General features: G+C 59.1%; 18 protein-coding genes. 10 read left to right on the top strand and 8 right to left on the bottom strand.

Features of this window, described 5'->3' with window-relative positions; all coding sequences use genetic code 11:
* Positions 1-31: 31 nt before the first annotated feature.
* The 4 genes from ACYQ0G_RS05705 to ACYQ0G_RS05690 form a co-directional block, all read right to left on the bottom strand.
* Positions 32-370, bottom strand: coding sequence for a P-II family nitrogen regulator (locus ACYQ0G_RS05705; RefSeq protein ID WP_460100380.1), 339 nt, complete (start codon positions 368-370; stop codon positions 32-34).
* Positions 371-552: 182 nt separating this feature from the next.
* Positions 553-1482, bottom strand: coding sequence for an N-acetyl-gamma-glutamyl-phosphate reductase (argC, locus tag ACYQ0G_RS05700; RefSeq protein WP_460100377.1), 930 nt, complete (start codon positions 1480-1482; stop codon positions 553-555).
* Entirely contained in the window at positions 1472-1825 is a 354-nt protein-coding gene (locus ACYQ0G_RS05695; protein WP_460100374.1) for a hypothetical protein, read from the bottom strand. The genes argC and ACYQ0G_RS05695 overlap by 11 nt, the downstream gene beginning before the upstream one ends.
* A gap of 70 nt (positions 1826-1895) precedes the next feature.
* Positions 1896-3284 carry a leucyl aminopeptidase family protein gene (locus ACYQ0G_RS05690; RefSeq protein WP_460100371.1) on the bottom strand — a complete coding sequence of 463 codons (1389 nt, stop codon included), beginning with the start codon at positions 3282-3284 and terminating at the stop codon, positions 1896-1898.
* Positions 3285-3328: 44 nt separating this feature from the next.
* Here ACYQ0G_RS05690 and ACYQ0G_RS05685 point away from each other — a divergent pair, with 44 nt between their 5' ends.
* Positions 3329-4156, top strand: coding sequence for a PdaC/SigV domain-containing protein (locus ACYQ0G_RS05685; RefSeq protein ID WP_460100368.1), 828 nt, complete (start codon positions 3329-3331; stop codon positions 4154-4156).
* Positions 4157-4197: 41 nt separating this feature from the next.
* Positions 4198-5025, top strand: a complete 828-nt coding sequence (gene map, locus ACYQ0G_RS05680; RefSeq protein ID WP_460100365.1) for a type I methionyl aminopeptidase — start codon at positions 4198-4200, stop codon at positions 5023-5025.
* A 25-nt stretch (positions 5026-5050) separates the two neighbouring features.
* Here the strand turns inward: map and ACYQ0G_RS05675 are convergent, their stop codons facing one another.
* Together ACYQ0G_RS05675 and ccmA are read right to left on the bottom strand one after the other, a co-directional pair.
* On the bottom strand, positions 5051-5701 hold the full coding sequence (locus ACYQ0G_RS05675; protein WP_460100362.1) for a heme exporter protein CcmB: 651 nt from the start codon (positions 5699-5701) through the stop codon (positions 5051-5053).
* Positions 5698-6282 (bottom strand): heme ABC exporter ATP-binding protein CcmA, encoded by a 585-nt coding sequence (ccmA, locus tag ACYQ0G_RS05670; protein WP_460100360.1) that lies wholly within the window; start codon positions 6280-6282, stop codon positions 5698-5700. The genes ACYQ0G_RS05675 and ccmA overlap by 4 nt, the downstream gene beginning before the upstream one ends.
* A 55-nt stretch (positions 6283-6337) precedes the next feature.
* Here ccmA and ACYQ0G_RS05665 point away from each other — a divergent pair, with 55 nt between their 5' ends.
* Positions 6338-6628, top strand: coding sequence for a 4a-hydroxytetrahydrobiopterin dehydratase (locus ACYQ0G_RS05665; RefSeq protein WP_460100357.1), 291 nt, complete (start codon positions 6338-6340; stop codon positions 6626-6628).
* A gap of 70 nt (positions 6629-6698) precedes the next feature.
* Here ACYQ0G_RS05665 and ACYQ0G_RS05660 read toward each other — a convergent pair whose 3' ends face one another.
* Both ACYQ0G_RS05660 and ACYQ0G_RS05655 read right to left on the bottom strand, forming a co-directional pair.
* The gene (locus tag ACYQ0G_RS05660) at positions 6699-7505 is read right to left on the bottom strand and encodes an SDR family oxidoreductase (protein WP_460100355.1); all 807 of its coding nucleotides are present in this window, start codon (positions 7503-7505) and stop codon (positions 6699-6701) included.
* Between the two features lie 15 nt (positions 7506-7520).
* Entirely contained in the window at positions 7521-8138 is a 618-nt protein-coding gene (locus ACYQ0G_RS05655; protein WP_460100352.1) for a DNA-3-methyladenine glycosylase family protein, read from the bottom strand.
* Between the two features lie 87 nt (positions 8139-8225).
* Here ACYQ0G_RS05655 and ACYQ0G_RS05650 point away from each other — a divergent pair, with 87 nt between their 5' ends.
* From ACYQ0G_RS05650 to ACYQ0G_RS05620, 7 genes are all read left to right on the top strand, one after another.
* Positions 8226-8543: a 2Fe-2S iron-sulfur cluster-binding protein gene (locus ACYQ0G_RS05650; RefSeq protein WP_460100350.1), complete on the top strand. Its 318-nt coding sequence runs from the start codon at positions 8226-8228 to the stop codon at positions 8541-8543.
* 42 nt (positions 8544-8585) lie between these two features.
* Complete coding sequence (locus ACYQ0G_RS05645) at positions 8586-9602, top strand: cysteine synthase A (protein WP_460100347.1); 1017 nt, start codon at positions 8586-8588, stop codon at positions 9600-9602.
* Between the two features lie 14 nt (positions 9603-9616).
* The gene (locus ACYQ0G_RS05640; RefSeq protein ID WP_460100345.1) at positions 9617-10000 is read left to right on the top strand and encodes a hypothetical protein; all 384 of its coding nucleotides are present in this window, start codon (positions 9617-9619) and stop codon (positions 9998-10000) included.
* Positions 9978-10736: an ABC transporter gene (locus tag ACYQ0G_RS05635; RefSeq protein ID WP_460100343.1), complete on the top strand. Its 759-nt coding sequence runs from the start codon at positions 9978-9980 to the stop codon at positions 10734-10736. The genes ACYQ0G_RS05640 and ACYQ0G_RS05635 overlap by 23 nt, the downstream gene beginning before the upstream one ends.
* Positions 10737-11099: 363 nt before the next feature.
* Positions 11100-11585: a division/cell wall cluster transcriptional repressor MraZ gene (locus tag ACYQ0G_RS05630; protein ID WP_460100340.1), complete on the top strand. Its 486-nt coding sequence runs from the start codon at positions 11100-11102 to the stop codon at positions 11583-11585.
* Positions 11582-12520: a 16S rRNA (cytosine(1402)-N(4))-methyltransferase RsmH gene (gene rsmH, locus ACYQ0G_RS05625; protein ID WP_460100338.1), complete on the top strand. Its 939-nt coding sequence runs from the start codon at positions 11582-11584 to the stop codon at positions 12518-12520. The genes ACYQ0G_RS05630 and rsmH overlap by 4 nt, the downstream gene beginning before the upstream one ends.
* A complete protein-coding gene (locus tag ACYQ0G_RS05620; RefSeq protein ID WP_460100337.1) occupies positions 12517-13044 on the top strand; it encodes a hypothetical protein in 528 nt (175 codons plus the stop codon). Before rsmH ends, ACYQ0G_RS05620 begins: the two co-directional genes overlap by 4 nt.
* Positions 13045-13076 lie beyond the last annotated feature (32 nt).

Below are 13076 nucleotides of genomic sequence, written 5' to 3'. Positions count from 1 at the left end.
TGCGTGGTGGGCATGAAAATTTGGATCGAGATCAGATCGCGTCGTGATCCTTCTCGCCTGTGCGGATACGCAAGGCGCCTTCGATGGGACTTACGAAAATCTTGCCGTCACCGATGCGACCGGTTTGCGCGGCACCCGCAATGGCTTCCACCGTACGTTCAGCGATATCTGCGGGCACGATTACTTCCAGCTTCACCTTGGGCAGAAAGTCGACAACATATTCGGCGCCGCGATACAGCTCGGTATGTCCCTTCTGACGGCCGAAGCCCTTGGCTTCGGTAACGGTTATGCCCGACACGCCGATCTCATGCAGCGCCTCCTTCACCTCATCGAGTTTGAAGGGCTTGATGATCGCTTCGATCTTTTTCACGTGTCCACCGGTCCCGTTTGTTGCCGCGCAGTGAGAATCTGCACGGCAACTTAATGTCATGTTTCGCGCGACGTTCCAAGAAACGTGCCAATCAGGAAAACGGCGAAAATGCGTGGAGCAGTTCGATCAAGCCGCTGAGGCGTGCTCAAAAACTGCCCGCCGGTTGCCTATTTCGTAGGCACTTAAAGCTTCAGGCCGGACGTTTCGGGAAGCCCGCAAAGAAGGTTCAGGTTCTGCACGGCTGCCCCGCTCGCCCCTTTGCCCAGATTGTCGAGCCGCGCCACGAGGCGCGCCTGCCAACCGTCTTCATTGCCGAAGACGAACAGGTCCATGCCATCATCAGGCTCAGCATCCGTCTCGAGAACGAGTTCAGCCAATTTACCCTCGGAATGGACATGCACCACCTCCGAGCCAGCATAAAAGTCGGCCAGAGCTTCGCGGAGTGCACCGGCGTGCGGTTCATCGCGCATGGCGCCAAGATGAAGCGGCACTTCCACGATCATGCCGCGATAGGCCGGCACGACAGCCGGTGCGAAAAGCACGGGATGCTCCAGCCCTGCATGCGCCTTCATTTCAGGCAGATGCTTGTGGTTCAGATCGTAACCATAGGCACGAAAGCCTGGCGCCTCACCGGTTTCATACCGTTCGATCAGCGACTTGCCGCCGCCCGAATAGCCGCTCACAGCGTTGACGGTGTAGGGCCAGTCCGCTGGCAGAATACCTGCCTTAACAAGCGGGGCAACAAGCCCGATAAAGCCGGTGGGATAACAGCCGGGATTGCTAACCCTGCGCGCATCGGCCACCCGTTCTTTGCCCACAAGTTCGGGAAAGCCATAGCACCAACCTTCGGTCGTGCGGTGCGCGCTCGATGCGTCGATGACCCTCGTGCCGCTGCTCGGATCAATCAGCTCCACTGCTTCGCGAGCCGCGTCATCCGGGAGGCAGAGAATGGCAATGTCGGCTTCATTCAATGCTTCGCGCCGCGCTGCGGCGTCCTTGCGGCGATCATCGTCGAGCGTGATCAGCGAGAACTCGCTGCGCGGGGCCAGCCTTTCGGCTATTTCGAGTCCGGTTGTCCCTGCCGCCCCGTCAATGAAGACACTATGCGTCATCGGCTGGAACCAGTGCGGCCGAGCGCGTATAGCCACTGGGACCTTCGGGGCCGGCGGTAATCCAGACCCAGTCGCCCTCACAGTCGAGCAATTCAACGGCGGATCCGGCGGTTAGCGTAGCGCCCTCTTCAGCATCGTCACGAGAATTAAGCTTCAGCGTCACATCTCGATCGGCAAGGGTGCGTTTGAGCGGAATCACATAATGTGCGGCGAGATACCCGTTGGCGAGCGCGATATGCGCCAGGTCGCCGCGAAGCGGAAGCGTGCCGGGCGCGGGTTTGCTTATCGGGCCTTTCAGCCCGACAATGCCGGTGGGTAAATTGTATTCGGCCGCAGCGCTCACGTATCGGTCCCTTATTGCAATCGCGAGCGCTTAACCCCGTAGTGCCTGCGGGGCAAGCTTGCCGCCCTCACTATGACGAGGTGAACCGCTTCTGGAGCATGTGCCACGCAGCGCGCAGTCCATATGCATCACCGCCCTTCGGTCGGCCGGGTTTGGCTGCAGGACGCCATGCAAACGTGTCGAAATGGGCCCAATCAAGCCCATCGCCAACGAACTTATCGAGGAACAGTCCTGCCACGCTTGCGCCCGCAAATGAATTGCCATGAGCATTGTTCGTATCGGCGATTTCTGATTGGAGCCACTCAGCATAAGCTTCCGGAAGAGGCAGTCGCCAAGGTTCGTCATCGACCGTTTTGCCTGCTTCGATCAGCGCAGCGGCAGTCTCGTCCCGGCGGGTCATGAGCGCGGGATAATCGGGACCCAAAGCGACACGCGCCGCACCGGTAAGCGTGGCGAAGTCGATGATCAGTTCGGGCTTTTCCTCGCTGGCGCGGGTAAGGGCATCACCGAGGATGAGCCTGCCCTCGGCATCGGTATTGCCGATTTCCACGGTCAGGCCCTTACGTGACTTGAGCACGTCGCCGGGCCTGAAGCTATTTCCTGAAATGGCGTTTTCTACCGCAGGCACGAGCAAATGCAGGCGAACTAGAAGCTTTGCCCCCATCACGAGGCGCGCCAGAGCGATAGCATGCGCCGCGCCGCCCATATCTTTCTTCATCAGCAGCATGCCGGACGAATTCTTCACATCCAGCCCGCCTGAGTCGAAACAAACGCCTTTACCGACAATCGCGAGTACTGGATCGCTCTCCTTGCCCCAGGTCAGGTGCATAATACGAGGCGCATGGTGCCGCGCCGCGGCGCGTCCGACAGCATGGACCATTGGGAAATCCTGCTCCAATTGATCGCCGCGCGTGACCGACAGTTTTCCGCCGTGCTCTTTCGCCAGTCGCTCGCACTGGTCCTCCAGCGCGGCGGGACCCATGTCTTCGGCAGGCGTATTCACCAGATCGCGAACGAGACACACAGCCTGTGCTTCGGCCATGGCGGCATCGATCTTTTTCGCTTCTTTGGTCAGAAGAATGCGCGGGCCGGTCGGCTTGTCGGGCTTTTTGTAGCGAGTGAATGCGTATTGCGCAGTCTGCCAGCCATGCATAGCGGGGCCGGGTTCACGCTTGTCTAAACGATAGGTGCCTTCGGGCAGCTGTTCCGCCAGTTTTGCCAGGCACCAGCTGGAAAGTTCTTCGGGATTGGCCACGCCACCGACTGCGAACCAATCATCGCCATCTGGTACGATGCCCACTTGATATCCGCTTCCGTCGAATTTCTGGCCGTCGAGTGCCGCACGCTGTCCTGTGGACAGGCTTTTTTCCCATTCAGGAAATCCCTCCCTGTTGACGAGAAATATGGGGACAGCCTGCTGTCCGCGGTCCGCCTGAATTAGGTCGGCTTTGTCGGCCATGTTAGTTTTCTTCCGATTAATCTTTCTGGTGCCAAGGTAATTCCATGCACAAGTCTCTGTTCCTGATTTCCCTGGCACTGTCGAGCGCTGCCTGTTCACAGTCGGGTAGCGATGCCGCCGCTCCGGTCGAAGCCATGAATGCGCGGGCGGACACACAGCCGACGCCGGAGCCACCCGAAGTGCCGGCGGCAAAGGCTACAAATTTCGAAGACAATTCCGAAGATGACGACGGGTCTCGTACCTTTGCCTACAGCTGGCCTGCGGCAGTCAACCGGATACCCGAACTGCAAGCGCGCTTCGTAGCTGATCGCGACGAGCAGCTGGCCGAGCAGAAAGACGATTGGCAGGAAGCCATTCAGGATTCCCCGGTAGATTGCGGGGCCTGCAGGAACCGCGCCTTCGAGAAAGAATGGAAAGTTGTTGCCGACCTTGAGAATTGGCTGAGCCTTTCGGCCAGCTTTTATGATTTTTCGGGGGGTGCGCATGGCAACCACGGGAAGAGCTCGCTGATCTGGGATCGAAAAGCGAAACGCGCCGTGGAGGGCGTCGAAATGTTCAATTCCCCCGTCGCGCTCGAAACAGCACTGGGAGCTAAGCTTTGTAATGCTCTGGATCGAGAGCGCTCGAAACGGCGCGGAGAACCTGTAACACGGGATGGAGAATGGTCGACTGATTGCCCCGGGATCGACGAAGCGACGGTGTTGGTCGGTTCATCCAACGGGAAAACTTTCGACCGTATCGGCATTTATTACGGTCCCTATGTCGCCGGAGCTTATGCCGAGGGTGATTACGAACTGGATTTCCCGGTAACCGCTTCCATTCTGGATGCCGTAAAACCGCAATTTGCAAGCGCGTTTAGCGTTACCAGCTAGAACTCTCGCAATTTCGCGCCGAAATCATTAAGTGAGCGCACATGACCGAATATCAGGTAATCGACAGCGAACAGACCGTCTATCGTGATGGCACCATCAAGCTTCATGGGCCCGAAGGTTTCGAGGGAATGCGAAAGGCCGGCAGGCTCGCCGCTGAAATCCTCGACGAACTCACGGACTTGGTCCAGCCAGGGGTAACGACCGGCCAGATCGACGACAAAGTGCGCGAAATGACGCTGGATGCCGGTGCCGTGCCTGCCACGATGGGGTATCGCGGCTATGCACACAGCTGCTGTACGTCCATCAACCATGTGATTTGCCATGGCATTCCGTCCGAGAAGGCGCTGAAGGACGGTGATATTGTGAATATCGATGTCACGCCTCTGCTCGATGGCTGGCATGGCGATACCAGCCGCATGTTCTACGCTGGCGAACCTGCGTTGAAAGCTCGGAAGCTGGTCGATGTGACCTATGAATGCCTGATGCTTGGCATCGAGGCTGCAAGCCAGCCTGGCGCACGGCTTGGTGACATCGGTGCAGTGATCGAAGCCCATGCCAAGTCGCATAGATATGGCGTGGTGCAGGAATTCTGTGGGCATGGCGTGGGCCGGTTGTTCCATGATGCACCCGAAGTGATCCACACCGGTCGTAAAGGCACCGGTCCGCTGCTCAAGCCGGGAATGTTTTTCACCATCGAACCGATGATCAATCTTGGCCGGCCCAATGCCAAGATGCTCAATGACGGCTGGACTGCAGTGACGCGCGATAAATCGCTGTCGGCGCAGTTCGAACATTCGATCGCCATCACCGAAGACGGCGTGGAAATCTTTACTGAAAGCCCCAAGGGCCTCCACCAACCCCCTTATTGACTTCGGCGTCGCTCCTTGGGGGTGACTATTCCCTGGACGCTCTCAGTGCTGCTCCGGCAGCAAAGGGCGCGAGGGCTACTAGCCCGATACTTATAGCCGCCGTCAGCAAGAGGCCGGAACTGTCAGGCCGCGCCAAGGCGCCCGCTCCAAAAATGAGCAGCGGAACGGCAAGGGGAATGACCATCAGCCCGGCCAGCGCCGCGCCGCCCCGCATGGTTGCGGTTAGCGCCGCCACGGCGAGACCCACGGCAGCCAGGCCGGGCGTTCCCGCCAGCAATCCGAGCAAGACTGTCTGTGTGGTTCCTTGTGACAAGCCAAGCAGCGCTGCCGCTGGCAATGTGGCAAGAAGAAGCAATGGCGCGAAGGCGAGCCAGTGAGCCAGCAAGCGAATGGCCATCACCAGTTCCTCGCTGATGCCGCGCAGATGCAATTGATCGAATACGCCTGCGTCGAGGTCAGCTGACACCAGTTTCTCCAATGGCAGGATTGCGGCCAAAAGCGCTGCCACCCAGATGACACCGCCTCCGGTCCGAGCCAGGATCTGCGCATCGGGTCCAACGGCAAAAGGGTAAAGCATCGCCACGGCCAGGAAGAAGAGCAACGGCAACACGCCTCCGCCGCTCCCCCCGGGGAGCAATAGGCCAAGATCCCGGCGCAGCAGGGCGAGGGCGCTCATCCTGCAAAACTCTCCATGGCAATTGTCTTCCCTTTAAGCGCGATCTGCTGGTGCGAGGCGACCACAACAATTCCGCCCGCCCGACAGTGCTGCTCCACCAGCATTTCCACTGCGCTTTGGGCTTGCTTGTCGAGCCCGTTCAGGGGTTCGTCCAGCAGCCAGATCGGGCAATTCCGATTGAGAAGGCGAGCGAGTGCTGCGCGTTTCTTTTGCCCGGTGGATAGATATCGCACCGGCACGTCCAGCAGGGGCTCGAGCTGGAGTAAATCTTGCCCTCGATCCCGCCTTCCATCCCGGCAGCCGTCCAGCCGCTCCCAGAAGGCGAGCGCCTTGCCGAGAGGCTGATTCATGTCGAATGCGAGCCGCTCGTCTACCAGGCCGATCGCGCCCGCTGCCGATACTTCGCCTGCAAACGGGCGCGCCAGCCCGGCCAGAATGCGCATCAGGCTCGACTTACCGATCCCGTTTGCACCGATGATATGAACTGCATCCCCGCTGACACAGTTCATCGACAGGCCCTTGAAGAGCAGCCTTTCGCCCTTGCGGCAGGCGATATCATTTGCAGTCAGCTGCGCTTGCATGGGCAGCAGCGATAGGCAAAAGGCGCGGGCACGACAAGCAAGAGAGGATTCGCGCATGGCCGTCGATGAACTGACCCCTGAGGAACGTGACAGCTGGCTGAGGGCGCTACCGAAATGGTCGCTTTCACGAGAGGGCAAGGCAATCCAGCGTGCTTTCGAATTCGCAGATTTTGCAGAAGCGTTCGCCTTCATGACACGGATCGCGATCATCGCTGAGAAGCGCGACCATCATCCAGAGTGGTTCAATGTTTACAACAAGGTCGAAATAACTTTGACCACTCACGATGCAGGCGGACTCAGCCTGCGCGACGTGAACATGGCCAAAAAGATCGACAAGCTGGTGTAAGCTGTGGCGGCGTGTTGGGCGGATGCTGTTAAGCTTTATCCGAAAATCTTCGCCGCCGCCTAATGATAGTCTAGCGCCCGAGTGGTCGCGATGCTGAGCGGGTCTGCTTGCGAAGCCTTCCCGGCAGCCAACGGGCTCCGAAAGCGAGCCTCTTCGCGGTCTTGCCGACCGTGGTATGGAGCCTTTCTCCGTGCACCGCATCCCAGGCGGCTTTGGCTACTTCCTCAACCGGGGTTATTTCCAGGCCTGCATCGGTCACCCGGGTGCGGATCCGGTCATTGCTAGCAGCATTGGAATTGTGATCCAGCAACGGAGTATCGATGAAGCTGGGCATGATCGATCGGACCTTGAGTCCTTCCTTCGCCCATTCCGCATCGAGGCTTTCGGTGATCGCACGTACGCCGAATTTGGTGGCGGAATAGACGCTCGCTCCGGGTGTTCCATATAACCCCGCCGCACTTGCAGTGTTGAGCAAGCAGGACCCTGGTGCGGTTTGCTTGAGGTGAGAATACGCCGCTTGAGCGCCGAAAAGTACGCCCTTCAAATTAATGTCGAGGCAGCGTGTAATCTCCATTTCGCTGTTGTCGATCAAAGGACCGGCAAGCGGAATGCCAGCGTTATTGGCAACAATATCTATCCGGCCGCCAGCTGCGGTCGAAAACCCGTCCAAGGCGCGGTCCCACTCGGCCCGATCACGAACGTCGAATGTCTGCTGAAAGACGAAACCATGCCCGACCATATCGAGCGTTTCCCGCATACCGGCCTCGTCGATATCTCCGATCCCGACAAAATAGTCCCGCTGACCGAAATAAAGCGCAATGGCGCGGCCGATCCCGGATGCGCCGCCAGTGATGAAGATAGCTTTGCGCTGGCTCAAAGAATCTCTCCCAATCTATAGTGCCGGATCCGCATAGGCATGCCAGGTGAAGATAGCCATCGCCCCGCGATGCGGCCTCCACTTTTCAGCCAATGCGCGTGTTTCTTTCTCGCTCGGACGGTTGTCGAGGTTCAGCAATTTACCGCAAGCGATCTGGACAGCGAGATCGCCCGCGGGCCAGATGTCCGGTCGGCCTTCGGCAAAAAGCAGGTAGATTTCCGCAGACCAGCGGCCGATGCCCTTAATGCGGGTCAGTTTTTCAATAGCTGCCTCGTCGTCTGTAGGAAGATCTTCAAGGTCGATTTCTCCGCTGACGACCAACTCGCATAGTGACCGCGCGTAGCCTTGCTTTTGCCGTGAAAGACCGCAAGCGCGCAGGGTATCGAAATGACGAGCGAGCAATTCTGCGGCGAGCATTTCTTCGCCAAGTTCGTTCTCCAGCTTGCTCCATACTGACGATGCCGCAGCGACGCTGACTTGCTGGCCCACGATCGTTCTCAGAAGCGTGCGATATCCCGTTTCTCGAATGCGTTCTTCGGGATAGCCTACACGGTCTATCGCCGCTGCAACCTGTGGGTCATTGTTGGCAACTTCATCGAGATGGGCGCGGATTGTCGCTGTCGTCAGACCCATGGCTTTGCTTGCCTTCCTGCACCGGTTTGAATAGCAGCCACTCGCATAGGGCCCGCGTTGCGGGCATGGCAATACAGGATACGAGCAATGCCGAAGCTGATCGTCACCACCCGCGAAGGTGAAACTTCCGAAATCGAGGTCGAGAACGGCCTGACCGTGATGGAAGCCATTCGCGACAATGGCTTCGACGAGCTGCTGGCACTGTGCGGAGGATGCTGTTCCTGCGCGACCTGCCATGTGCATATCGACCCGGAATTTGCTGGCAAGCTTCCGGAAATGAGTGAAGACGAGGACGATCTCCTCGAAAGCAGCGATCACCGCGCAGACACCTCGCGCCTGTCGTGCCAGATACCATTCAGCGCAGAACTGGATGGACTGAAGGTTACTATCGCACCTGAAGATTGATGTTGTTTGCCGCTGCGGCATCGCACGCCTAATTCGGCCAACATGACTCAAATCCCCGTACGCGAGCAGACGCTCGACCTTATCGGCAATACCCCGGTTGTTCGCCTGGCAGGACCAAGCGAGGAAGCCGCCTGCGACATTTATGGCAAGTGCGAATTCGCCAATCCGGGCGCATCGGTGAAGGACCGCGCAGCGCTTTACATCATTCGCGATGCTGAAGCGCGCGGGGAACTGAAGCCGGGCGGTACGATCGTCGAAGGCACTGCAGGGAATACCGGGATTGGTATCGCCCTGGTAGCCAATGCCCTAGGTTATCGCACTGTCATCGTGATGCCCGACAACCAGTCGACCGAGAAGATGCAGACGCTTCGCGCGCTTGGTGCGGAACTGGTGACTGTCCCGCCGACCAAATATGCCGACCCTAACCATTTCCAGCACGTTTCGCGCCGAATGGCTGAAGAGGTCGATGGGGCAATCTGGGCCGGCCAGTTCGATAATACCGCCAATCGGAAAGCGCACATCGAAGGAACCGCGAAGGAAATCTGGGAGCAGCTCGATGGCCGGATCGACGGCTTCACTTGTGCGGCCGGGACGGGGGGCACCATTGCCGGCGTGGGCATGGGGCTCAAGGAATTCGATGACGATGTTGTGATTGCGCTGACCGATCCGCACGGTGCTGCGCTATACAATTATTATGCCAATGGTGAACTGAAGAGCGAGGGTTCTTCCGCAGCCGAGGGTATCGGACAGGGCCGCATTACCGGCAATCTGGAAGGCGCGCCAATCGACACACAGTTCCGCATATCCGACGAGCAAGGCATCGAATGGGTGGCCCGTCTTCTGCGCGAAGAAGGCCTGTGCCTTGGTCTTTCGAGCGGGATAAACGTCGGGGGCGCGGTCGCGCTCGGCAAGCATCTTGTGGCGGAAGGCCGAGAGAACCCGCAAGTGGTCACGATCCTTTGCGACACGGGATTTCGATACCTCTCGACGCTCTACAATGCCGAATGGTTGAAGTCGAAGGACCTGCCCGTGTTCGACTGGCTCCACGAGAAAGATTGACGCGAGCCGCGGCAATGCCCAAGTTTCCCGGCATGCCACGATCTTTCGATCTTACCCGCAGCGCGCCGACTGCACTCGAACCTACCGATGTACCCCTGGCAGGAACCCGTTCGCAATCGATGCAGCGGCTGCAGATCGGTATAGGGGGGATTATCCTGATGGTCCTGCTGATCGGGCTTGCTAGTCTTATCCAGGATCGGATGCTGGAAGTGGATGCTGCGGCGGTGCCTGCAGCCGCGCCCACTACCGAGCCGAGCCAGTCCACTCAGCAGAATGACCCGCTGATGGAAGCGGGCGTCGTACCTGATCTGCCCCAAAAACCGGCTCCCGCTGCATCGCAGTCTCCCGCTCCGGTTCCCGAACAGGGTTTTCCCGATGCTCCGCCTGTCCAGCAGTAAACCCGCTGCGGCTTTTCTGCTACTGGCCTTGGCAGGTTGCAACATAAAGCCAACTCAAAGCGAGCCACCTGCCACTCCGCAGAGCGAGCAGGCGTCCGGCGAAATCGGCCTGTTCACCACTCTCCCGATCTATTGGGGCGAGGGCGGAGACATTTCCTCGATTCTTGAAAAAGGGGAACGAGGCTGGGTGAGGGGGTTGCTGGAAGAAGATGGCGTGATCCTGCCGCTCGATACGCTTGAGCCTGAGGCACTTGCAGAGGTCGACCATGTAATACTTGCCCAGCCACGCCCTTTGGCCCCGTCGGAAAACGTATCCTTCGACACCTGGCTGCGCGAAGGTGGCCGGGCACTCATATTTGCAGATCCAATGCTGACGCAGCACAGTGACTACCCCTTGGGGGATCCGAGACGTCCGCATGACATGGTGGTGATTTCTCCAATTCTTTCGCGCTGGGGACTTGCCTTGCTATACGATGAAGAGCAGCCCGGCGGCGAGCGCCTCAAACAAGCGAATACGACGAACCTTCCGGTCGACTTGGCGGGTCACTTCGAAACGCGGGGCGCGAGCGACCATGCCGACTGCGACCTTTCAGCGGACGGTCTCATCGCGGATTGCAAGATCGGCCAGGGTCGGGCGTTATTAATCGCGGATGCCGCGGTTTTGGACGATCACTACGACGATGCCGTGCGCAAGAGCGCTCTATCGGCGTTGATCGATCGCATATTCGACAACTGACCAGTCGGTCGGGATTTCGCGGGAAGAACCCCGGGAATTAACGGGACACGCCGATTTAATCACTGATCCTCTCAGCGATTCTGACGGATTTCCGCCAATAATACTTAACAGGAAGGTAAGTCCTACCCGGCACCCCAAACAAAAATTCCTTTGATTTTCAGAATTTTACTGATCTATCCCGCAAAATCCCGTAATTTTCCCTTCCATCCCTGCAGCTCCCGCGATAAACCACCCACACATCGGACATGCCACTGTCTTTGCGCGCGATGCCGAAAGGTTCGAGCGCCGTGAGAGCACGTGCTTTCGCGGGCTGGAGACGTGTGCCGATCGGGAGGATGCAAACGCAAGCTGGGGAACGGGGAAGTGCAATTCGGAGGTTACAGCGGACAAGCCTATTCGCCTGCGGGCGATAAGGGCCGCTTCGTGCTCCCTCCGCTCTTCCGAAAGGCCGTGAAGGAAAGTTCCGACGGCCGCACTCTATGCCTGATGAAGCATCCCACCTGGAACTGTCTCGTCGGCTTCGGCCTCAGCCGTAAAGAAGAGCTCGACGCACAACTTGATCGCGAAGAAGAGATCGCTGTTCGCGTAGGCAAGGACTTCGACCGAGATACACGCGCCAGCCAGCTTTTTGGCTTCATCGAAATGCCGTTCGACGACAGTGGCCGCTTCGTAATGCCCGATCATCTTCGCGCTCTCGGCAAGATCGATGGCGGGCTCTACTTTCAGGGCGGTGGCCGCTTTTTCACCTTATGGAATCCGGAAGAGCTTGCCGAGATGGGCGATGACTGGGCCAGCGCAAAGGCTGCCTGCGAGAGCTTGCTGGCCGACGCCAAGGCCAAGGGCAAATGAGCGACGCGCCTCATATCCCCGTCCTTCTCGAAGAGGTTATCACTGCGCTCGACCCGCAGCCGGGCGACGTTCTGATCGATGCGACCTTCGGCGCCGGCGGCTACACGCGCGCTCTTCTCGAACGCGGGGCGACCGTCCATGCCTTCGACCGTGATCCTGATGCGATCTCGGCTGGCCGGACCTTGCAGGAAGGGGAAGGTCATTCATCGCGCCTCATCCTTCATCCGCACCGTTTTTCCGAGATGCTCGACGTCATGCGCTCTGCAGGAGTCGATCGCGTAAACGGTGTCGTCATGGATATCGGCGTTTCGTCGATGCAGCTGGACCAGGCGCATCGCGGATTTGCTTTTTCCGCCGACGGACCGCTGGACATGCGCATGAGTCAGGACGGTGAAAGCGCTGCCGATTTTCTCAACACTGCGGATGAGAACCTGATCGCGGACGTGATCTACCAATACGGTGAGGAACGGCAGTCGCGCCGCGTCGCACGGGCAATCGTGGCTGCGCGCCCGCTCGAAACGACCGGCCAACTGGCGACTGTCGTGCGCAAGGCCCTGGGGCACAAGCCGCATGACAAAAAGGATCCGGCAACCCGGACCTTCCAGGCCATCAGAATTCACGTAAATGGCGAGCTCGACGAACTGTCTCAGGGACTGTCGGCTGCCGAACATTTGTTGTGCGAAGGTGGCCGCTTGGCGGTGGTCAGCTTCCACAGCCTCGAAGACCGGATCGTCAAGCGCTACCTGCGCGAGGCATCCTCACCCCCGAGCGCCTCGCGTCACGTCCCCATGGCAGTGCAGGTCGATCCGGTCTTTTCCCCCATTTCAAAGGCGATCAAGCCCGGCGAGGCTGAGATCGTCCGTAATCCGCGTGCGCGCTCTTCGGTTCTGCGTCACGCGGTCCGCACCTCCACTCCGGCAAGGGAGGCCGCATGATGGCCCAGACTTCGCGCATTCGTCAGATTGGCTGGTTGCTTGTACTCAGCATGTGCGGCGCGCTCTTCCTCGCACTGACGTTCAAGGTGAACGCCGTGAAAAGCGACGTGCGCTTGCTCGAGCGGCAGATCATCGCATCTGAGCGATCCAAGCTGATGCTCGAAACCGAATTCCAGACTCGCGCAAGCCAGATGCAACTCGCGGCATGGAACCAGGTCGAATTCGGATATTCCGCACCGCGTGCCGACCAGTATGTAGAGCATGAGCGTCAGCTGGCTGTCCTGGGTACGCCAAGAGGCATGGACGCCCCGCAGCCAATCCGGGTCGCCAAGGCTGACACCGGTCCCGTGGAAGATGAAGGCCTGTTCGAGGAATGGCTGGGCGACGACGAGGCGAATGCTGAAGCTATTGCGATAGCGGCGGTACAGGTGGAGGAGCCTGCTCAGCGGCTTGCCAGCAGCCTCGCCCAGCGGCTTTCCCGGCCTGCGGCAGCTTCTGTTGCCATGGCGGAGGTCGCTCGGTGAACGCATTTTCCGCTCTCCACGGTGGACCGGGG

The sequence above is a fragment of the Qipengyuania triglochinis genome (genome assembly GCF_054655615.1).
Note: the sequence above shows the minus strand (reverse complement) of the source record. Positions and strands in the feature narration are given on the sequence as shown.